This is a genomic window from Streptomyces sp. AP-93 (assembly GCF_022808175.1).
Classification (GTDB): Bacteria; Actinomycetota; Actinomycetes; order Streptomycetales; family Streptomycetaceae; genus Streptomyces.
Genome location: NZ_JALGBX010000014.1, coordinates 13,180 through 31,282, shown reverse-complemented (window position 1 = coordinate 31,282; position 18,103 = coordinate 13,180). Strand labels below are relative to the sequence as shown.

17 protein-coding genes and 1 tRNA gene are annotated in these 18,103 nt (G+C 70.9%); 8 read left to right on the top strand and 10 right to left on the bottom strand.

The window, feature by feature from the left end; genetic code table 11:
* Positions 1-6: 6 nt before the first annotated feature.
* From MTF69_RS42975 to MTF69_RS22865, 3 genes are all read left to right on the top strand, one after another.
* Positions 7-648, top strand: coding sequence for a disulfide bond formation protein B (locus MTF69_RS42975; RefSeq protein WP_279346116.1), 642 nt, complete (start codon positions 7-9; stop codon positions 646-648).
* Positions 649-789: 141 nt separating this feature from the next.
* The gene (locus MTF69_RS22870; protein WP_243337112.1) at positions 790-1,464 is read left to right on the top strand and encodes an NADPH-dependent F420 reductase; all 675 of its coding nucleotides are present in this window, start codon (positions 790-792) and stop codon (positions 1,462-1,464) included.
* A gap of 79 nt (positions 1,465-1,543) precedes the next feature.
* A complete protein-coding gene (locus MTF69_RS22865; RefSeq protein WP_243337111.1) occupies positions 1,544-1,846 on the top strand; it encodes a hypothetical protein in 303 nt (100 codons plus the stop codon).
* On the opposite strand, the gene MTF69_RS22860 is transcribed toward MTF69_RS22865, so the two are convergent.
* Positions 1,761-3,101: an MFS transporter gene (locus MTF69_RS22860; RefSeq protein ID WP_279346115.1), complete on the bottom strand. Its 1,341-nt coding sequence runs from the start codon at positions 3,099-3,101 to the stop codon at positions 1,761-1,763. The genes MTF69_RS22865 and MTF69_RS22860 overlap by 86 nt on opposite strands.
* Before the next feature lie 105 nt (positions 3,102-3,206).
* Complete coding sequence (locus tag MTF69_RS22855; RefSeq protein WP_243337109.1) at positions 3,207-3,707, bottom strand: MarR family winged helix-turn-helix transcriptional regulator; 501 nt, start codon at positions 3,705-3,707, stop codon at positions 3,207-3,209.
* 101 nt (positions 3,708-3,808) lie between these two features.
* Between MTF69_RS22855 and MTF69_RS22850 the strand changes: the two genes are divergently transcribed.
* Both MTF69_RS22850 and MTF69_RS22845 read left to right on the top strand, forming a co-directional pair.
* Positions 3,809-4,669, top strand: coding sequence for an NAD(P)H-binding protein (locus MTF69_RS22850; protein ID WP_243337106.1), 861 nt, complete (start codon positions 3,809-3,811; stop codon positions 4,667-4,669).
* Positions 4,670-4,752: 83 nt separating this feature from the next.
* Positions 4,753-6,486 (top strand): VCBS repeat-containing protein, encoded by a 1,734-nt coding sequence (locus MTF69_RS22845; protein WP_243337104.1) that lies wholly within the window; start codon positions 4,753-4,755, stop codon positions 6,484-6,486.
* A 49-nt stretch (positions 6,487-6,535) separates the two neighbouring features.
* On the opposite strand, the gene MTF69_RS22840 is transcribed toward MTF69_RS22845, so the two are convergent.
* From MTF69_RS22840 to MTF69_RS22825, 4 genes are all read right to left on the bottom strand, one after another.
* Positions 6,536-6,608: transfer RNA gene (locus tag MTF69_RS22840), tRNA-His, on the bottom strand.
* A 95-nt stretch (positions 6,609-6,703) separates the two neighbouring features.
* Positions 6,704-7,306: an oligoribonuclease gene (orn, locus tag MTF69_RS22835; RefSeq protein WP_243337102.1), complete on the bottom strand. Its 603-nt coding sequence runs from the start codon at positions 7,304-7,306 to the stop codon at positions 6,704-6,706.
* A gap of 82 nt (positions 7,307-7,388) precedes the next feature.
* Entirely contained in the window at positions 7,389-8,558 is a 1,170-nt protein-coding gene (locus MTF69_RS22830) for a helix-turn-helix domain-containing protein (RefSeq protein WP_243337100.1), read from the bottom strand.
* Positions 8,559-8,934: 376 nt separating this feature from the next.
* Positions 8,935-9,213 carry a hypothetical protein gene (locus tag MTF69_RS22825; protein WP_374323575.1) on the bottom strand — a complete coding sequence of 93 codons (279 nt, stop codon included), beginning with the start codon at positions 9,211-9,213 and terminating at the stop codon, positions 8,935-8,937.
* Between the two features lie 517 nt (positions 9,214-9,730).
* On the opposite strand from MTF69_RS22825, the gene MTF69_RS22820 reads away from it, so the two are divergent.
* Together MTF69_RS22820 and MTF69_RS22815 are read left to right on the top strand one after the other, a co-directional pair.
* Positions 9,731-10,261, top strand: coding sequence for a universal stress protein (locus MTF69_RS22820; protein ID WP_214951587.1), 531 nt, complete (start codon positions 9,731-9,733; stop codon positions 10,259-10,261).
* Between the two features lie 99 nt (positions 10,262-10,360).
* On the top strand, positions 10,361-10,927 hold the full coding sequence (locus MTF69_RS22815) for a GPR1/FUN34/YaaH family transporter (RefSeq protein ID WP_243337096.1): 567 nt from the start codon (positions 10,361-10,363) through the stop codon (positions 10,925-10,927).
* Between the two features lie 97 nt (positions 10,928-11,024).
* On the opposite strand, the gene glmS is transcribed toward MTF69_RS22815, so the two are convergent.
* The 3 genes from glmS to MTF69_RS22800 all read right to left on the bottom strand — a co-directional run bounded on the left by glmS (position 11,025) and on the right by MTF69_RS22800 (position 14,190).
* A complete protein-coding gene (glmS, locus tag MTF69_RS22810) occupies positions 11,025-12,842 on the bottom strand; it encodes a glutamine--fructose-6-phosphate transaminase (isomerizing) (protein ID WP_243337094.1) in 1,818 nt (605 codons plus the stop codon).
* 62 nt (positions 12,843-12,904) lie between these two features.
* A complete protein-coding gene (locus MTF69_RS22805; RefSeq protein ID WP_214951593.1) occupies positions 12,905-13,180 on the bottom strand; it encodes a hypothetical protein in 276 nt (91 codons plus the stop codon).
* A 107-nt stretch (positions 13,181-13,287) separates the two neighbouring features.
* The gene (locus MTF69_RS22800; protein ID WP_243337092.1) at positions 13,288-14,190 is read right to left on the bottom strand and encodes a DUF4429 domain-containing protein; all 903 of its coding nucleotides are present in this window, start codon (positions 14,188-14,190) and stop codon (positions 13,288-13,290) included.
* A gap of 52 nt (positions 14,191-14,242) precedes the next feature.
* On the opposite strand from MTF69_RS22800, the gene MTF69_RS22795 reads away from it, so the two are divergent.
* Positions 14,243-15,838 (top strand): beta-N-acetylhexosaminidase, encoded by a 1,596-nt coding sequence (locus MTF69_RS22795; RefSeq protein WP_243337090.1) that lies wholly within the window; start codon positions 14,243-14,245, stop codon positions 15,836-15,838.
* Between the two features lie 52 nt (positions 15,839-15,890).
* Here the strand turns inward: MTF69_RS22795 and MTF69_RS22790 are convergent, their stop codons facing one another.
* Positions 15,891-17,729 carry an endonuclease/exonuclease/phosphatase family protein gene (locus MTF69_RS22790; RefSeq protein ID WP_243337089.1) on the bottom strand — a complete coding sequence of 613 codons (1,839 nt, stop codon included), beginning with the start codon at positions 17,727-17,729 and terminating at the stop codon, positions 15,891-15,893.
* Between the last annotated feature and the right edge of the window lie 374 nt (positions 17,730-18,103).

The window sequence follows — 18,103 nt, the reverse complement described above, 5'->3', positions numbered from 1 at the left end:
GCCGCGATGTCCAGCCTCCTCCCGGAGGCTCCGCTGGAGGGCGGCCTGCTGGGCCGCGTCCAGTTCTGGTTCGCGTGCGCCTTCGTCATCGGCTGGACCGGGGTGGTGTGCGGCGGGCTCTTCTACCAGTTCGGCATGGGGGAGTACCCGTGCCCGCTCTGCATCGTGCAGCGGATGTTCATGCTGATGGCGGCGATGGGGGCGGCCCACATCATCCGAACGGCGCTGTCGCGCGGGGCGGTGACCGGGCGCGACTACATGATGGGCTGGGGCCTGTCCCTGGTCGCCGTGATCGCCGGCTCGTTCGCCTCGTGGCGGCAGACGATGCTGCACGTCCTGCCGGGCGACAAGGGGTACGGGAGCGAGGTGTTCGGCCTGCACCTCTACGTCTGGGCGTGGATCCTCTTCCAGGCCTCGGTCGTCGCCATCGGCATCGTCCTGGCCTTCGCCCACGCCACCGCGGACCGGGCCGTCCCGGCGGAGGGCCCGGGGGCGTACCGCACGGTGGGGCTGGTCGCGCTGTGGTTCCTGGGGCTGGTGATCGCCGTGAACGTCGTGGCCGTCTTCCTGGAGGAGGGCTTCCACTGGTTCCTGCCGGACGACCCGACGCGCTATCAGTTCTTCTACGACGTGGGGATCCTGGACTAGCTGAGGTTGGCGCGGAGTCGACGCCTCCCGCGCGGGAATCCGTACGACCTGCTTGAGTGGGGCCGCCCTTCTCGCTGCTTGAGTGGGTCCGCCCTTCTCGTTGGTTCCTTCCGTTCTTTCCTTTTGTGAGGGGAAGCCGTCATGCGCTACGCAGTCCTCGGCACCGGGATCGTCGGCCGTACGGTGGCCGCCCGGCTGCTCTCCCTCGGCCACGAGGTCGTCATCGGCACCCGGGACCCCGGGGTCACCCTCGAGCGCAGCGAGTACGCCGTGTGGCAGCAGGCCCACCCGGAGGCGGGCCTCGCCCCCTTCGCGGAGGCGGCCCGGCTCGGCGAGGTGCTCGTCAACGCCACGGGCGGGCAGGTCAGCGTGGCCGCCCTGACGGCGGCGGACGCCGCGCACCTGGACGGCAAGATCCTGATCGACATCGCGAACCCGCTGGACTTCTCCCGCGGGTTCCCGCCCGGACTCGACCCGGTCGACAGCGACAGCCTGGGCGAGCTGATCCAGCGGACCTTCCCGGGGCTGCGCGTGGTCAAGACGCTGAACACGATGAACTGCCAGGTCATGGTCGACCCGGCCAGGGTCCCCGGCGACCACACCGTCTTCCTCTCGGGTGAGGACGCCGGGGCCAAGAAGGCCGTACGGGAGCTCCTGTACTCCTTCGACTGGCGCGAGCACACCGTCATCGACCTGGGCGGCATCGAGTCGGCGCGCGGTACGGAGATGCTGCTGCCGGTCTGGCTCCGGCTGATGGGGACCCTCGGGCACACGGACTTCAACTTCCACATCCAGGGCACGAACCGGACGGAGTAGCCCGCGCCCCGGACGGAGGCGGAGATGTTGCCGCCGCCCGCACCCGCGCTCAGGGTGGCCGTGACGAAAGGAGCCGCGCATGAGAGTCATGCTCAGGGCCCATATGGACACGGCAAGGACGAACGAGGGCATCAAGAGCGGCGCCCTTCCCGAGGCCATCAAGAAGCTCATGGCCACCGTGAAGCCGGAGGCCGCCTACTTCGGCCTCCACGAGGGCGTCCGGTCCTGCTGGATGGTCTTCGACCTCCAGGACAGCGCCCAGCTGCCGCCCCTGCTGGAGGATCTGTTCCTGCAGTTCAACGCCGAGCTGGAGGTCGGCCCGGTGATGAACGCCGAGGATCTGGCGAAGGGGCTGGCGGCGATGAAGGCCTCGCCGGGCTGAGTCCCGGCCCCAGGACCCGGTCGGCGGCTGCCCACGCCAGTACCGCGGAGGCGGCCGCGGCCGCGCACGAGACGGCGAAGGCCGCCCGGTAGCCGTAGGCCGCGGCGAGCGGACCGGCGGCCGCGGCGGCCAGTGCCTGGCCGATGATCAGGCCGCTGCCGGCCAGGGTCATGGCCTCGCCCATCCGCCGTGCGGGACCGGCCCGTTCTACGAGCCCGAACAGCGCGATCAGGTGCGGGGCGACGGCCAGTCCGATGCCGGCGACGGCGAAGGCCGAGCCCCACAGGCCGGAGACGGCCAGCAGCGGAAGCGTCAGCAGTGCCTGGGCGGCGATGGTCCAGCGCAGCCGGACCGTCAGGCCGGCCGACCCCGGCCGGGCCACGGTCACGAAGCCGGCCACCGAGCTGGTCACGGCCATGGCGGCCCACACGAGCCCGGCGGCCCCGGGGGAGCCGACCGCCACGGCGAGCGCGTTGACCCCGGTGTTGGCCCCGCTCCAGGCGGCGCCCTGCAGGACGGCCACGACGAAGAGCAGCGCGAGCCCCGGAGACCACAGTCGTACGTCGCCCCGCGGCGCGGCGCCGGGTCCCGTGGCGCCGGGTCCCGTCGGGCCGGGCGCCGTGGGGTGCAGGGCGAAGAGGGTCCCGAACACCAGGCCCAGGGCGGCCGCGAGGATCAGCGCCGACGCGGGGTGGACGGTCACCGCGAGGATCCCGGCCAGCGCGGGCCCCACCATGAAGCCGACCTCGTCGAGGGTGGTGTCGAAGGAGAGCGCGGCCCCGACCAGGGCCTCGTCCTCTCCGGCCAGCCGCGCCCACCGGGCCCGGGCCAGCGGCCCGACCTGCGCCGCCGTGAGCCCGGCGGCGACGGCGAGCGCGATGCGGGCGGCGAGCGGCAGCCCGCCGAGGACGGCGGCGACGAGGGCGAGGAGCACGGCGGCGTTCGCGGCGCAGGCGACGAGCAGGACGGGCCGGTGGCCGCGCCGGTCGGCGAGCCGGCCGATGACCGGGCCCCCGAGGGCCTGGCCGAGCCAGAGGGCGGCGGCGATGGTCCCGGCGTCGCCGATGCCGTCGCGTTCGTTGATGAGCAGCAGCGTCCCGATGGGGCACAGCGCGGCGGGGAGCCGGGCGAGGAACCCGTAGACGGGCAGGGCCCGGCCGCCGAGGGCGAACACGGCGCGGAAGCCGGCGGGGGTGGATGCGGGTGTGGGTATGGCTGCGGACTTGGGGGACGGCGTGGGGGACTGCGCGGGCATGGACAACCTCCAGCCGCACGCCGACCCTCCCGTTTCTCCGGCGCGCGCTGTTGCCCGTTGGGCGGGAGGCTAGCGCCGGAGCGGCCGGTTCGGTAGGGGCCGGTCTCAGTCCGTGTTCCCGGAGGTCAGCCGCTTGGCCTGGGCGCGGCCGACCTCGGCGGCCCGGTGCAGGTAGTCGGCGATGACGGCGAGCTCGGTGTCGGAGTAGCTCGCCAGAACGGCGCCGAAGGCACGGCCCGGGGTCTCCCAGGCGGCGCCGATCCGGTCGCGGGCGGCGGGGGAGAGGACGACGAGGGAGCGGCGGCGGTCGTTCGGGTCGGCGTGCCGCTCGACGATGCCGGCCTTGACCATCCGGTCCACGAGGCGGGTGGCGGAGCCGGAGGTCAGACCGGTGAGACGGGCGATGTCACCGGTGCTGACCGGGCCGGGCTCCATGTCGAGGAGGGCGACGCACTGCATGTCGGTGGGGTGCAGGCCGACGCGGTCGGCCATGGCCTGGTTGAAGAGCGAGTAGTCGGCGTAGTGCCGCTGGCTCTCGGTGACGATCCGCGCGAGCAGCTCGGCGCGGGTCCACTCATCACTCGAACGAGCGTAATCGGTTGACATCGGCTTCTCCGTGCTCAAATTTATCTGTGTGACGCAGAGAATGCGTCACACAGAATCTGCGTCACGTACTCAGTCTAGAGCAGGAAGAGCAGGAATCCGCCATGTCGAACGTGTCGAAGGTGTCGAACATCTCGAGTAACTCGAAGGTCCTCGTCACCGGTGGCCGCGGCTCCATCGCCCGCGGTCTCTCGTCCCTCCTCACCGCCCACGGCGTCCCGCACCGCCTCGGATCCCGCGAGCCGGATACACCTGGCACCGTCCACTGCGACCTCACCGACCCGACGACCTTCCCCGAAGCCCTCGCCGGCGTTCGCTCCGTTTTCCTCTATGCCGAGGCCGCAGCCGTCGATGCATTCGTGAAGGAGGCCGTCAGCGCCGGAGTCGAACACGTCGTCCTCCTGTCCTCCTCCTCGGCCCTCGCCCCCAACGCCGCCGACAGTCCCCTCGCCGCCTCCCACCTGGCAGTGGAGCAGGCCCTCCTCGCCTCCCCGCTGCGGACGACACTCCTGCGCCCCGGATCCTTCGCGAGCAATGCCCTCGGCTGGGCCTGGTCGCTGAAATCGGGCCGCCCGGTTCACCTGCCCTACCCGGGTGCGTACAGCGACCCGGTCCACGAGACCGACCTCGCCGAAGCCGCCTTCACGGTCCTCACCGACCCCTCGCTCGGGGGTCGCGCGTACACCCTGACCGGTCCGCAGACGCTGACCTTCGCCGCCCAGCTGGCCATACTGGGCGACGCCGTCGGCCACTCCATACCCTTCGAGGCCGTCTCGCGCGAGCAGTGGAAGTCCGAGGTCGACGGCTACATACCGGGCCCGTACGCGGAGGCCCTGCTCGACTTCTGGGCCGCCTCGGACGGCCTTCCGGTCGACCTCACCGACGCGGTGGAGCACCTCACCGGCCATGCGCCGCGCACCTTCGAGACGTGGTGCGCGGACCACGCGGACGCCTTTCGGGCGTAGGCGATCAAGGGCGGCCCCGACCGCATCCGCCGAGGATGGCGCGTGCTAGCGTCCGCCGATTGATCGATTTGCCAGGGGGGAACATGAAAAGGCTTTTGGGTGCGGGTGTCGTGGTTGCGCTGCTCGTCACCGGCGGTATCGCGGGTGCGGGCACGGCCGTGGCGGCCGGGGACCCGACGTTCTACTTCGACGGGCTGCTGGACGGTGTCCTCATGCCCGGCGAGGGGCGGGCCGAGCTGTCGCCGGGGACCACGGGCGGCCAGGACAGCGGGCGGCCGGACGGTACGTACGTCTACGCCCTGAGCAAGAAGCCGCTCACGGACGCCGGCTGGTCCGGCGGTGGGGTACCGACCGGGTTGAAGGTCGACCCGACCGGTGACTGCGCGCCGAAGGCGGGTGTCGCCGGGGTGTACCTGTGTGACGTCAAGGAATGGGGCAATCCGGGCCCGAGTGTCTCGGCGGCCGGTACCGCAGGCCACGGCGTGACGGCCTACTACAGCCTCGTCTACGTGCCACGTGGAGCCAGCATCACCGCGGGCATCAAGGAGGCGCAGACGGCGGGATCCAAGGCCATCGGCCCGCGTCGGGCGCATGCGACGGTCACCGTGAAGAGCAAGGCACACGTCGCGCAGAACACCGTCACGCAGTCGACGCCGACGCTGCGGGCCGGCGGCACGGTGCAGCACACGGTGAAGTTGCACGCGGTCGACAAGGGCAAGCTGCAGGTGAGCCTCTCCCCGGCGGCGGGTTTCCGCCGGTGGGACGACGGCGAGCTGAAGGTCACGGTCGCCGGGGTCGACGCCGGCGGTGCCGCCGGTGCGGAGTGCTCCCACTCCCTCGGCGACCTCGGGTATGGCAACGAGGTCCGCTGCGACATCGCGAAGCCCGGTGACTACACGGTCACCTACACGCTGAAGTCCGAAGCGACCACGCCCGCGTGGAAGCTGAGCGCCACTGCGGTCTACGAGGTGTACACCTCCGGCTGGGGCGACAACCCGGAGACGGCCTCGGACTTCGCGATCGCCAGTTCCACTCCGGTGACCCAGCGGTACCGGATCGTGGGCCGCGACGCCGAGGGCGGTCTGTGGGACTACAAGGGCACGGGCAAGGCCGCCGAGCTGTTCACGCCGGTCGACCCGGTCGGCGGCAACTTCGACTGGAACCAGTACACCGCGCTGACCCGGCTGGGGCCGGTGACCGTGCAGAGCACCGGGCGGGGTGCGGTGGGGCGGGACAAGGCCGGGGTGCTGTGGCTCCACCCGACGTCGGGTGACGGCGGCATCTACAAGGACCGGATACGGGTCGGTTCCGGCTGGAACGTCTACAACACGCTGGTCGGTGTCTCCGACGTGACCGGCGACAAGAAGGCGGACCTGCTGGCGCGGGACGCCTCGGGCGGCCTGTGGCTGTACCCGGGCACGGGCCTGAACTCGAAGCCGTTCGGGACCAAGGTGAAGATCGGCACCAGCTGGAACATCTACGACCAGCTCGTCGGCGGCGTCGATCTGACCGGTGACGGCAAGGCCGATCTGGTGGCCCGGGACAAGGACGGCAAGCTGTGGCTCTACCGGGGCACGGGGTCGGCCTCGAACCCGCTGGCGAGCAGGCAGCAGATAGGCACCGGCTGGCAGATCTACAACTCGATCGTCGCGCCGGGTGACCTGACGTCCGACGGCAAGGCCGACATGGTGGCCCGGGACAAGGCCGGCGTCCTGTGGCTCTACAAGGGCACGGGAACCGCGACGCAGCCGTTCGGCTCGCGGGTGAAGGTCGGTGTCCTCGGTACCGGCTTCGCCGAGTACAACCTGCTGTTCTGAGAACGCGGAAGGCCCCGGTCCGCTTTCGCGGATCGGGGCCTTCCCACAGGGTGAGTGACGGGACTTGAACCCGCGGCCACCTGGACCACAACCAGGTGCTCTACCAACTGAGCTACACCCACCATGTCCGGTCGGAAAACCGACCGGCCGAAGAAAAGGGTACAGGGTCCGGGAGGGTGCTCGCTCCCCCCTTTTCCCGCACCCCTCTCCGGTGGTGTCAGGCGCCGGGGACGACGTGCTTGGCGGCGATGGTGCGCGCCGTGTCCGAGTCCGGACCGGGCTGCGGTACGAAGACGGCCTCCCGGTAGTAGCGCAGCTCGGCGATGGACTCCTTGATGTCCGCGAGCGCCCGGTGGTTTCCGTTCTTCGGCGGGCTGTTGAAGTAGGCGCGCGGGTACCAGCGGCGTGCCAGCTCCTTGATCGAGGACACGTCCACGATCCGGTAGTGCAGGTAGCCCTCCAGTGCGGCCATGTCGCGCAGCAGGAATCCGCGGTCGGTACCGACCGTGTTTCCGCAGAGCGGGGCCTTGCGGGGTTCCTTCACGTGTTCCCGTACGTAGGCCAGGACCTGCGCCTCCGCATCCGCGAGGGTGGTCCCGCCGGCCAGCTCGTCGAGCAGGCCGGACGCCGTGTGCATCTGGCGCACCACGTCGGGCATGGTTTCCAGGGCCGCGTCCGGCGGGCGGATCACAATGTCCACGCCTTCGCCGAGCACGTTGAGCTCCGAGTCGGTGACCAGTGCGGCCACCTCGATAAGTGCGTCGTCCGTCAACGAGAGCCCGGTCATCTCGCAGTCGATCCACACCATGCGATCGTTCATGCGCCCCACCTTATGCGGAAGGTCCCCCGCAACGGTGACCACCGAGGTGACCACTCGTGCGGGGGACCTTCCCGGGACCTTGTTACGCGTGCTCGCGCAGCACCCGGCCCGGGGCGTACAGCTCCGTCACCGTGGGACCGGACGCGGCCAGGGCCGCGGCCGCCCGCTGCGGCTGCGGAGTGCGCTGGTGCGGGACCGGCGAATCCGACAGCTGAGCCACCTGGACCACGTCCGCCTGCGGGCGGCGGGCCCGGTAGGCGGAGCGGTATGCGGCCGGGGAGGACCCCAGCTGGCGGCGGAAGTGCCCGCGCAGCGCGACCGGCGAGCGGAACCCGCAGCGTCCGGCGACCTCGTCGACCGAGTAGTCGGAGGTCTCCAGCAGCCGCTGCGCCTGAAGCACCCGCTGGGTGATCAGCCACTGCAGCGGCGCACTGCCGGTGAGCGAGCGGAACCGCCGGTCGAACGTGCGCCTGCTCATGTAGGCGCGCGCGGCCAGCGTCTCCACGTCGAACTGCTCGTGGAGGTGCTCCAGCGCCCAGGCGACGACCTCGGCCAGCGGGTCGGCGCCGATCTCCTCCGGCAGCGACCGGTCGAGGTAGCGTTCCTGGCCACCCGTGCGGCGCGGCGGGACGACGAGCCTGCGGGCCAGTGCTCCCGCCGCCTCGCTGCCGTGGTCCGTGCGCACGATGTGCAGGCACAGGTCGATTCCGGCCGCGGTGCCCGCGGACGTCAGCACGTCGCCGTCGTCGACGAACAGCTCGCGCGGATCGACGTGGACGGACGGGTAGCGCTTGGCCAGCGTCGGCGCGTACATCCAGTGCGTCGTCGCGGGCCGGCCGTCCAGCAGACCGGCGGCGGCGAGCACGAATGCCCCCGTGCACAGTCCGACGATCCGGGCCCCCTCCTCGTGCGCCAGACGCAGTGCGTCGAGCGCCTCCGGCGGCGGCGGCGATGTGATGGAACGCCACGCGGGAACGACGACCGTGCCTGCCCGGGCGATCGCCTCCAGCCCGTATGGCGCGGTCAGTTCGAGTCCGCCGGTGGTCCGCAGCGGACCGTCCTCACCGGCGCACACGAGCAATCGGTAGCGTGGAACTCCCGCGTCCTGCCGGTCAATGCCGAACACGGAAAGTGGAATGGAGCTCTCGAAGATCGGTCCGCCGCTGAAGAGCAGCACCGCGACGATCTCCCTGCGGCGACGCCCCGCGAGCTTCCTGCCGTCAACGACGACGGCGGTGGAATCCTGGCTCATGGCGCTAAGCCCCCCTTGGGTGTCGCGACTCCTTGGTCTGGTCGCACCTGCACGTATCCCCTCGGCCTTGCACGTGGCTCCCCCGCCGTAAATACATGATCGAATCTACTGCGTCCCGTGGTGTCGGCGTGACAAGTTCAGCACGCAGCGCTATGTCGACTTGGCAACTTGGCGAAAAGCATTCGATCAGGAAGCCTTCCACTCCGCTACCCGGGTGGAAAGCGCACTGTCCGGCCATGGCCAGTACTCGTAGGGTCAAAGACCCCCTGTGGCGCCGTAGTCGCTGATGGTGAGGGGGGCGGGGGGACATTCCGGCAAGGGGGGTGACCTGCCGGGAAGTTGGCTGAAAACATGCGGGTGTGGGTGTGCGAATAAGTCAGTCCTGCGGGGACATCCCAGAGGAAACCTGACATCCGCGCTGGCCCCCGGCGCCGGAGCGCGAGTGCCGGCCCCGATGCGCGGGCGTCAACCGGTCCTCCGTGAGGACCCGGGCGGCATTCCGCTCCGCCTGCTCGGAGTGGCGCAGCAGCACCCGGCAGGCCGCCGTGACGGCCGCGAGGCCCAGGGTGGCGACGGCGGCCCCGCCGAAGGAGGTCCCGTAGACGACCAGGACCACGGGGACGAGCAGGCAGCTGAAAGCCGCCCAGCGCACCACGTCACCCGCGGGGTCCTCGTGGGGCCTCCGGGCGGCCTGCCCGGACGAGTGAAGGGGAGGGGGTGGCATGTGGACGGACTGCGTCGGCTGAGCGGGCGACTGAGCGGGCTGGACGGGGTGAACCGGATGACCGGGCACGGCGTGCTCCCTGCGGGCTCTTCCTGGACGGTCGGACTCGTGTCCAACGGCGTGCGGCGCGGCTCGGTCACTGCGCGCACGGGTGGTGCCCACCCGATGGGGTGCTCCTCGTCACTGGCTGTAGGGGGCAGCGGACATTGCCAAGGAGGCGTGGCTGCGGCATGCTCCCTGGGACGCTCTCCAAGGGCGACATGACCTGTGCAGCACAGGAGTGTCGCCGTACCCTGGTGGGTATGGGCTTGGGAAGATGCTTCCCGGACAGAGCTCGGTCACACTGAGTTGTCGTTTTCTGGAATCGTCCCGCTTGAATCGTCGCTTCCGCCTATTGGCGCCCCGTCCCCTTGTCCCTTCCCCTGAGGACCTCTTCGCCGAGACACCCATGGCCGGTCACGAATTCTCCGAACCCGCGGACCGTAAGCGCAAACGCCTCGCCGACCCCGAATCGGCCGACCTGCGCGCGGTGGAACAACCACGTCATCCCTGCGACCCGGCCTTCCGGCACGGGGTCGTGGTGGGCTTCGACGGATCCACGTCCAGTGAGCGCGCTCTCGCGTACGCGATCGGGATGGCCCGTCGCTCAGGCTCCGGTCTGATCATCGTCCACGTCGCGAACCGGCTGCCCACCACCGTGTGGGCGGGCTGCGAGCCGCCGGTCTTCGTGGACGTGCCGGACCACCGCACCGAGGTGCTGGGGCTGGAGCTGGCCTGCGCGGACTACCTCTCCGAGGTTCCGTGGATCCTCGTCGAGCGGGGCGGGGACATCTGCCACGAGCTGGAGGAGGTCGGCCGGGAGTACTCGGCGGACGCCATCGTGGTCGGTTCCACGCACGGCATCGTCGGCCGGATCTTCGGATCGGTGGCGGGCCGGCTGGCGAAGCGGGCGCAGCGACCGGTCGTTGTCATCCCGTAACCGACTGTATGTCGATTGTGCGGTTGTGCACCCCCATGTAAGGGGTAGATAAAGGCTGCTGGGACGCAGCAAACAACTGCAGATCGAAGGGAGCCCGCCGTGGACAATGGTGTCTCTGCGGGAAGCACGGCCTCGACTTCGACCCTCGGGCACATCGCCCTGGGTCTCACCCTTCTCGCGTTCGGTATCGGAACCACCGGCATCATCGACGGTGTGACCGCGGCCAACTCCGTGTCGCTCGCCATGTACCTCGGCGGCCTCGCGCTGTTCGTCCTCGGAGTCCTCGAGTACCGCGGCGGCAACGGCTTCAACGGCACGGCCTTCGCGGGCATCGGCACCTTCTGGTTCACCTGGGCCAACGGGGCCGACGGAAAGGTTTCGGCAGACGCGGCCGGAATGTTCCTCGTGCTGTTCGCCATGCTGGCACTGACCCTCACCGCCGCGGCTTCGGGCGGACTGTTCGGTCAGGGCGTGTACGGCCTGTTCACCCTCTCCCTGCTGCTCCTGGCGATAGGCACCTTCGCCGAGAGCGACGGGCTGGCCAAGGCGGCCGGCTGGGTGGCGGCGCTCTCCGGACTGCTGGCCTGGTACGGGGCCACCGCGGCGCTGGCGAGCTGGCCGATGGCCTTCGGGAAGGGTTCGCGCGGCGCGGTCGCCGCGAGCTGACGGACCACGGGCGCAGCACCACGCAACGCACGAAAAGGCCCCCGGGGGATCCCCGGGGGCCTTCCTCGTGTGCGCGGCCCTGCGAGGCCTGCGAGACCTACTCGACCGTGACGGACTTCGCCAGGTTGCGCGGCTTGTCGATGTCCCGGCCCATGGCCAGGGCCGTGTGGTACGCCAGCAGCTGCAGCGGGATGCCCATCAGGATCGGGTCCAGCTCGTCCTCGTTCTTGGGCACGAGGATCGTGTGGTCGGCCTTCTCCTGCTTGGTGTGGGCGACCGCCAGGATCCGGCCGCTGCGGGCCTTGATCTCCTCCAGCGCCGCGCGGTTCTTCTCCAGCAGGTCGTCGTCCGGGACGATCGCGACCGTCGGCAGCGAGGGCTCGATGAGGGCGAGCGGACCGTGCTTGAGCTCGGAGGCCGGGTAGGCCTCGGCGTGGATGTAGGAGATCTCCTTGAGCTTCAGGGAGGCCTCCAGGGCCACCGGGTACCCCCGGACGCGGCCGATGAACATCATCGACTTGGCCTCGGCGTACTCCGCGGCCAGCTTCTTGATGTCCTCCTCGCCGTCCAGGATCTCCTGGATCTGCGCGGGCAGCTTGCGCAGGCCGTCGATGATCCGCTTGCCGTCGGTGACGGACAGGTCGCGGATGCGGCCCAGGTGCACGGCGAGCAGCGCGAAGGCCACGACCGTGTTGGTGAAGCACTTGGTGGAGACGACGCAGACCTCGGGGCCGGCGTGCACGTACACGCCGCCGTCGGCGGCGCGGGCGATCGCGGAGCCGACCACGTTGACCACGCCGAGGACGCGGGCGCCCTTGCGCTTGAGCTCCTGCACGGCCGCGAGCACGTCGTACGTCTCACCGGACTGGGAGACCGCGATGTAGAGGGTGTCGGGGTCCACGACCGGGTTGCGGTAGCGGAACTCCGAGGCCGGCTCGGCGTCGGCGGGGATGCGGGCCAGGCTCTCGATGAGGCCGGCGCCGATCAGGCCGGCGTGGTACGAGGTGCCGCAGCCGAGGATCTTGACCCGGCGGATGCCGCGCGCCTCGCGCGGGTCCAGGTTCAGGCCGCCCAGGTGGACGGTGTTGAAGCGGTCGTCGATCCGGCCGCGCAGGACGCGGTCGACCGCGTCGGCCTGCTCGGAGATCTCCTTGTGCATGTACGTGTCGTGGCCGCCCATGTCGTAGGAGGCGGCCTCCCACTCCACGGTCTCGGGCGTGGCGGTGGTCGTCGTACCGGAGGTGGTGTAGGTCCGGAAGTCGTCGGCCTTCAGGGTCGCCATCTCGCCGTCGTCGAGGGTGACGATCTGGCGGGTGTGGGCGACGAGCGCGGCGATGTCCGAGGCGACGAACATCTCCTTCTCGCCGATGCCGAGGACGACCGGGGAGCCGTTGCGGGCCACGACGATGCGGTCGGGGAAGTCGGCGTGCATGACGGCGATGCCGTAGGTGCCCTCGACGACCTTGAGCGCCTCGCGGACCTTCTCCTCCAGGGTGTCGGCCTGGGCGCGGGCGATGAGGTGGACGAGCACCTCGGTGTCGGTCTCCGAGAGGAAGACGACCCCGTCGGCCTCCAGCTTGGCGCGCAGCTCGGAGGCGTTGTCGACGATGCCGTTGTGGACGACGGCGACCTTGTTGTCGGCGTCCAGGTGCGGGTGGGAGTTGAGGTCGCTCGGGGCGCCGTGGGTGGCCCAGCGGGTGTGGGCGATGCCGGTGGTGCCGGCGAAGCGCTTGGGTACCCGGGACTCCAGCTCGCGTACGCGGCCCTTGGCCTTGACGACCTTCAGGGCCGCGGCCTTCGGGCTGTTGACGACGATGCCCGCGGAGTCGTATCCGCGGTACTCCAGTCGCTGCAGGCCCTCCAGCAGCAGCGGTGCCACGTCACGCTTGCCGATGTAACCCACGATTCCGCACATAAGGTCTTTCCCCTCCTGAAGTTCGGTTGCTCTTGCCGCTGTCCGGATCCCCGGCAGGTGTCTCAGCCGTAGACGATGCGGCGCAGTTGCCGGAGCGAGAGCTCCGGCGGTGCCACGGCGCGGTGCGGCAGTTCGGCCGCGATCCGCTCGAAGATGTCCGCGTTGACCGCGCCCCCGGACTGGAGCTCACGGTGGCGCCGGCGGACGAACTCCTCGGTGCTCTCGTCGAAGTACGCGAGAACGTCGAGCACCACTCGGGCGGCTTCGCCCCGCTGGAGCGAGGTGCTGCGCACCAAGTGGTCGACGAGGTCGTCGTGCGACGGGCGGCGGTCGGGCATCCGTCGATATTGGCGGCACGAGCCGCAGAACGCAAAAATCCTGCCCGAAATCGGGCAGGATTGCGCTGGTCTGGACCAGAGGAGGGGCGAATTCCGGTCCTTGGTGGTCAGAAACGACCCAAAATCGCCGCTTTCGCCGTCGAGAACTCCTCGGCCGTGAGGATCCCCGCCTGATGCAGCTCTCCCAGCTCGCGCAGCCGGCGCAGCAGGGTGTCGTGGCCCTCCGCCGCCGGGGCGGACCCCAGGGCGGGCTGCGCTCCGGACTTCGCTCCGGACTTCGCTCCGGTCTGCGGCCCGGGCTCGGGCGCCGCCGGGTGCGGCATGCGGACCGCGACGGCGGCCGCGACCAGCGCCATCAGGGGGTCCTTCTTGAAGCCGAACAGCTCCACCGTGTACGGGTCGTACTTCGGCGGCGCGCTCTGGACGGGGGCACCGGCCAGGGCGAAGCGGATCCACCCGTGCTCCAGCCCCCGGGACGGGGCCCACTCCACCGACCGCAGGTCCGCGACCCGGAACTCCCGGGCCCCGCCGGACTTCTTCGCCTCCTCCGCCGACCAGCTCCACTCCAGGGACACCCGGTCCCCGTCGAAGGCCACCGTCCCGTCGCCCGCGCCGACCGTGATCGGCAGGGCGGGACCCGGCAGGAGGTAGGAGTCGGCGGGCCCGGCATCCACCTGGTCCAGCAGCAGGGCGCTCCGCACCTCGTCCACGAAGTACTCCGCCACCCCGCCGCGGTCCGGCTCCACGGTCAGCCGGTACGGATCGGAGGCCTCCGGCAGCCGGCCGCCCGTCACCTGGAGCAGCGGGTCGGCGCCGTCACGCAGCCGCAGGCGCAGCCGGCCCGCCTTGCGCCCCGGTTCGTAGGAGATGCCGGCCAGCGCGCGCAGCGGGACGAGCACCTCGCCCAGCGTCTGGCGCAGCAATCCCACCCCCTTGTCGCGGCCCGGCACGATGCGCACCGCGTCCCCGTCGAAGGTCCATGTGCCGTCCTTCTGGATGATTTCCGCCATCCTTGGATTCTTGCATCGGCCCCACGAGCCCGGTTGGCCTATACCTATGCCCATGAGAGTTCCGCGACGCACGCTCGCCGCCCTCCTCGTCCTCGCCGCCGTCCCCGCGGCCGCCTCTTGCAGCAGCGCCGCCAGGGGGGACGACGCCCGGTCCGGCGACGGGTCCCCCGTCGCGCTCGCGCCCTACGAACGGCTCCTGCCGGCGCCCGTCTCCGCGCACGCCGAAGGCCCGGGGTACGCCTTCGGCCCGGGCACGGTCATCCGTACCGGCCTGACCGGCGACGAGGAGGTCCGCAAGGTCGGCGAACTGCTCGCCGAGCAGCTGCGCGGCCCCAGCGGGCTGCCGCTGCCCGTGGTCGACGGCGTGCAGGGCGACGGCATCCGGCTGCGGATCGACGGCGAGACCGAGGGGGCGGGGGAGGAGGGGTACCGGCTGGAGTCCGGTCCAGGCGGGGTCACCCTCACCGCACGCACCCCCGAAGGCCTCTTCCACGCGGGCCAGACGCTGCGCCAGCTCCTGCCGGTGTCCGGTCCGGGGACGGTGCCGGGCGGCACGGTCACCGACGCGCCGCGCTTCGCGTACCGGGGGGCGATGGTGGACGTGGCCCGTCACTTCTTCACGGTGGAGCAGGTCAAGAGGTACGTCGACCAGCTCGCCCAGTACAAGGTCAACACCCTGCACCTGCACCTGACCGACGACCAGGGCTGGCGCATCGCGATCGACTCCTGGCCGAGGCTGACGGAGTACGGGGGTGCGAGCGAGGTCGGCGGCGGACCCGGCGGGCACTGGACGAAGGACGAGTACCGGGACCTGGTGGCGTACGCCTCGGAGCGGTACGTGGACGTGGTCCCGGAGATCGACATGCCCGGCCACGTGAACGCCGCGCAGGCCGCCTACGCGGAGCTGAACTGCGACGGCAAGGCGCGCGAGCGCTACACCGGGATCAAGGTCGGCTTCAGCTCGCTCTGCGTGGGCAAGGAGCGGACCTACGAGTTCATCGACCAGGTGCTGGGGGAGATCGCGGAGCTGACCCCCGGCACGTACCTGCACATCGGCGGCGACGAGGCGCACTCCACGCCCGCGGCGGACTACGCGGCCTTCATGGACCGGGCGCAGGCGGTGGTGGCCAAGCACGGCAAGACGGTGGTGGCCTGGCACCAGCTCGCCACGGCCCGGCCGGTCCCGGGGGCGGTGCTCCAGTACTGGGGCCACGACCGCACGGCGGCCGCCGAGAAGGCGGCCGTGGCCGCGGCGGCCAAGGCCGGCAACCCGGTGATCCTGTCCCCGGCGGACCGGCTCTACCTGGACATGAAGTACGACAAGGAGACGAAGCAGGGGCTGGCCTGGGCCGGGTACGTGCCGGTGCGGAGGTCGTACGAGTGGGACCCGGGGGCGTACCTGGCCGGTGTCCCGGAGTCGGCGGTCCTGGGCGTCGAGGCCCCGCTGTGGACGGAGACCATCGCGACGCGGAACGACTGGGAGTACATGGCCTTCCCCCGGGTCCTGAGCCTGGCGGAACTGGGCTGGTCCCCGGCGGGTTCGCTCCGCTGGGAGGCGTACCGGCAGCGCCTGGCGGCCCAGGCGCCCCGGCTGGACTCCCAGGACATCACGTACTACCGGGCGCCGGACGTGCCGTGGGACCTGTGACGGGGCGTGAAGGTGGGCACGACAGCCGCCGTGCCCACCGGTACGGCGAACGTCAGGGGGTCAGGCGCACCACCTGAGGGTCGTGGTCGCTGGCCTGGTCGGCGAACTCGGCATTGATGTGCACGATGTCGTACTCCGACGAGGCCAGGGCGGGGCTGGTCAGGATGTGGTCCAGCGCCTGCGAGTTGCCCTGGTAGACGTAGGTGTAGCGCTCGCCGGCCGGGAGGGAGCCGGCCAGCGGGGTGAGGACGCCGCCGCTGGCGAGCGCCGACATCGTTCCTGAGAACTCGAAGTCGTTGAGGTCGCCGAGGACCACCACCCGGGCCGAGGACTGCACCGCGAGCAGCTGCTTGACGAAGGTGTTCACCTGCGCGGCCTGCTGACCGCGCTGGGTCTCCGAGCTACGGGTCGGGGGCTGGAAGCGGGAGTGCAGGGGCTGGTCGCCGCCCTTGGAGGTGAAGTGGTTGGCGATGACGAAGACGGTCTTGCCCTGGAAGGTGAACTCGCCGGCCAGCGGCTTGCGGCTGCTGTTCCAGGCGGCGTTGGTCGGGTTGATGCGTCCGGGGGAGACGGAAAGGGCCGCGGTGCCGGCGTTGTTCACGACCGACACGGCGGTGGTGGAGGCGCCGCCGGGGCGGTCGGTGAAGCCGACGCGGGCCGGGTTGTAGAGGAAGCCGACACGGATGTTGCCGCCGGGTTCGCCGCCGTCCTGGTCGTCGACGGGGTTGATCTGCCGGTAGGCGTACGCCGGTCCGCCCGCGGCGGTGATCGCGGAGATCAGCTTCGCGTACGTCTGGTCGGCGGCTACGACGGAGTTGTTGGTGGCGCCGTTGTCGTCCTGGACCTCCTCCAGGGCCACGATGTCCGGCGTGGCCAGGTTGCCCACGATGCCGGCGGCGAGGCGGTCGAACTTCGCCTGCGGGTCGGTCGGGTCGAGGTTCTCGACGTTGTACGTGGCCACCGCCAGCTCGCCGGCGGTCTGTGCCCGTGTGGTCTCGGGGGCGAGGCCGCCCGGGGTGAGGGTGCCGAGGGTGGTCGCCTGGATGCCGTAGCCGCCGAAGTTGTCGTAGTCGAGCGGCCCGGCCGTCGTGCCGCTCAGCGCGTCGCCCACGTTCGCGACGGGGAAGGGCGAGGCCAGCAGGGTTTCGATCTTGATGCGGCCGACGTTCTGGGAGGCGTACGAGCCGTAGACGGTGCCGCCGCGCGGGCTCGGGTTCTCGGCCGGCTCGGCGGTGACGAACAGCTCGTTGTACTGGTTGCTCGCGCCGACCACACGGGCGCCGGAGACCTGGACGCGCATGCCCTCCAGCGACTCGTACAGGTCGAGCGCGTAGGTGGCGGGTGCCAGGGTGAGGCCCTCGATCGAGCCGCCACCCGCGGTGGGCGCGTACGCGTCGGGGATCGAGGCGGCATTCATCGTGAACGCGGTCGGGAGGGGGTTGCCGGTCGACGCGGTCGAGGTGATCTCCGGCTGGGTGAGCTGGGTGACCGACTGGCCGCCCTCGGCCGAGCCGCCCGGGTAGAACTCGGCGACCTTGCCCTTCACCGTGACCTTGTTGCCCACCTTCGTGGACGGGGTGGTGGAACCGGTGTAGGCGAAGACGGCCTCACTTGTGGCGGGGTTGCCGTCGCCGACAGCGTCCTGGATCCAGTAGCCGCGCGAGGAGCCGGTGGAGCGGATGGCGGTGACGATCCCGCTGACCGTGACCTCCTGGCCGTTGTACGGGGAGACGCGCTTGGTGCCCTGGAGGGCGGCGATGGTGACGGTAGCCGCCGACGCGGTTGCGGGGAAGGCGATCAGAGCGGCCGACAGCGACACGGCCAGCGCGGCGGATGTCAGCAGACGCGTGCGGATAGGTCTGCGGGGTGCGGATATGCGGCCGAGATCCATGAGGGGTCGCCCTTCGCGAGCGGGGGACGGACGGTTCGCGAGCGCCGCCCCTCGCGTTGGGGAACGCCCCGGGGCAGCAAGGAAGTTGTAGTCGTGGTGGGTTTCGTGCGGGCGTCTCGCAGGTGTTCTACGCGTGTCACTTCTACGCGCGGCACGGAGTGTCCACCCGCGCACCCGGCCGCGTCACCCCTCCTGCGGCAACTCCTTCACCGTCCATCCCGGATCGGCCTGGCGGAACTCATGCTGAACACCGGCTCCATGCACCTCGAGGACGGCATGGCGGAGCCGGGCGAGGGCTTGGCGCGCTGTCGCCGTCGCGCCGGACGCTCTCCCGGCCCCCGAGTTCGGGAAGGGTGAACGCCCGGCATGGCCCC

Coding starts and splice junctions, on each gene's coding strand:
- MTF69_RS42975 (WP_279346116.1), top strand. CDS start 7: ATGTCCAGCCTCCTCCCGGAGGCTCCGCTGGAGGGCGGCCTGCTGGGC.
- MTF69_RS22870 (WP_243337112.1), top strand. CDS start 790: ATGCGCTACGCAGTCCTCGGCACCGGGATCGTCGGCCGTACGGTGGCC.
- MTF69_RS22865 (WP_243337111.1), top strand. CDS start 1,544: ATGAGAGTCATGCTCAGGGCCCATATGGACACGGCAAGGACGAACGAG.
- MTF69_RS22860 (WP_279346115.1), bottom strand. CDS start 3,101: ATGCCCGCGCAGTCCCCCACGCCGTCCCCCAAGTCCGCAGCCATACCC.
- MTF69_RS22855 (WP_243337109.1), bottom strand. CDS start 3,707: ATGTCAACCGATTACGCTCGTTCGAGTGATGAGTGGACCCGCGCCGAG.
- MTF69_RS22850 (WP_243337106.1), top strand. CDS start 3,809: ATGTCGAACGTGTCGAAGGTGTCGAACATCTCGAGTAACTCGAAGGTC.
- MTF69_RS22845 (WP_243337104.1), top strand. CDS start 4,753: ATGAAAAGGCTTTTGGGTGCGGGTGTCGTGGTTGCGCTGCTCGTCACC.
- orn (WP_243337102.1), bottom strand. CDS start 7,306: ATGAACGATCGCATGGTGTGGATCGACTGCGAGATGACCGGGCTCTCG.
- MTF69_RS22830 (WP_243337100.1), bottom strand. CDS start 8,558: ATGAGCCAGGATTCCACCGCCGTCGTCGTTGACGGCAGGAAGCTCGCG.
- MTF69_RS22820 (WP_214951587.1), top strand. CDS start 9,731: ATGGCCGGTCACGAATTCTCCGAACCCGCGGACCGTAAGCGCAAACGC.
- glmS (WP_243337094.1), bottom strand. CDS start 12,842: ATGTGCGGAATCGTGGGTTACATCGGCAAGCGTGACGTGGCACCGCTG.
- MTF69_RS22805 (WP_214951593.1), bottom strand. CDS start 13,180: ATGCCCGACCGCCGCCCGTCGCACGACGACCTCGTCGACCACTTGGTG.
- MTF69_RS22800 (WP_243337092.1), bottom strand. CDS start 14,190: ATGGCGGAAATCATCCAGAAGGACGGCACATGGACCTTCGACGGGGAC.
- MTF69_RS22795 (WP_243337090.1), top strand. CDS start 14,243: ATGAGAGTTCCGCGACGCACGCTCGCCGCCCTCCTCGTCCTCGCCGCC.
- MTF69_RS22790 (WP_243337089.1), bottom strand. CDS start 17,729: ATGGATCTCGGCCGCATATCCGCACCCCGCAGACCTATCCGCACGCGT.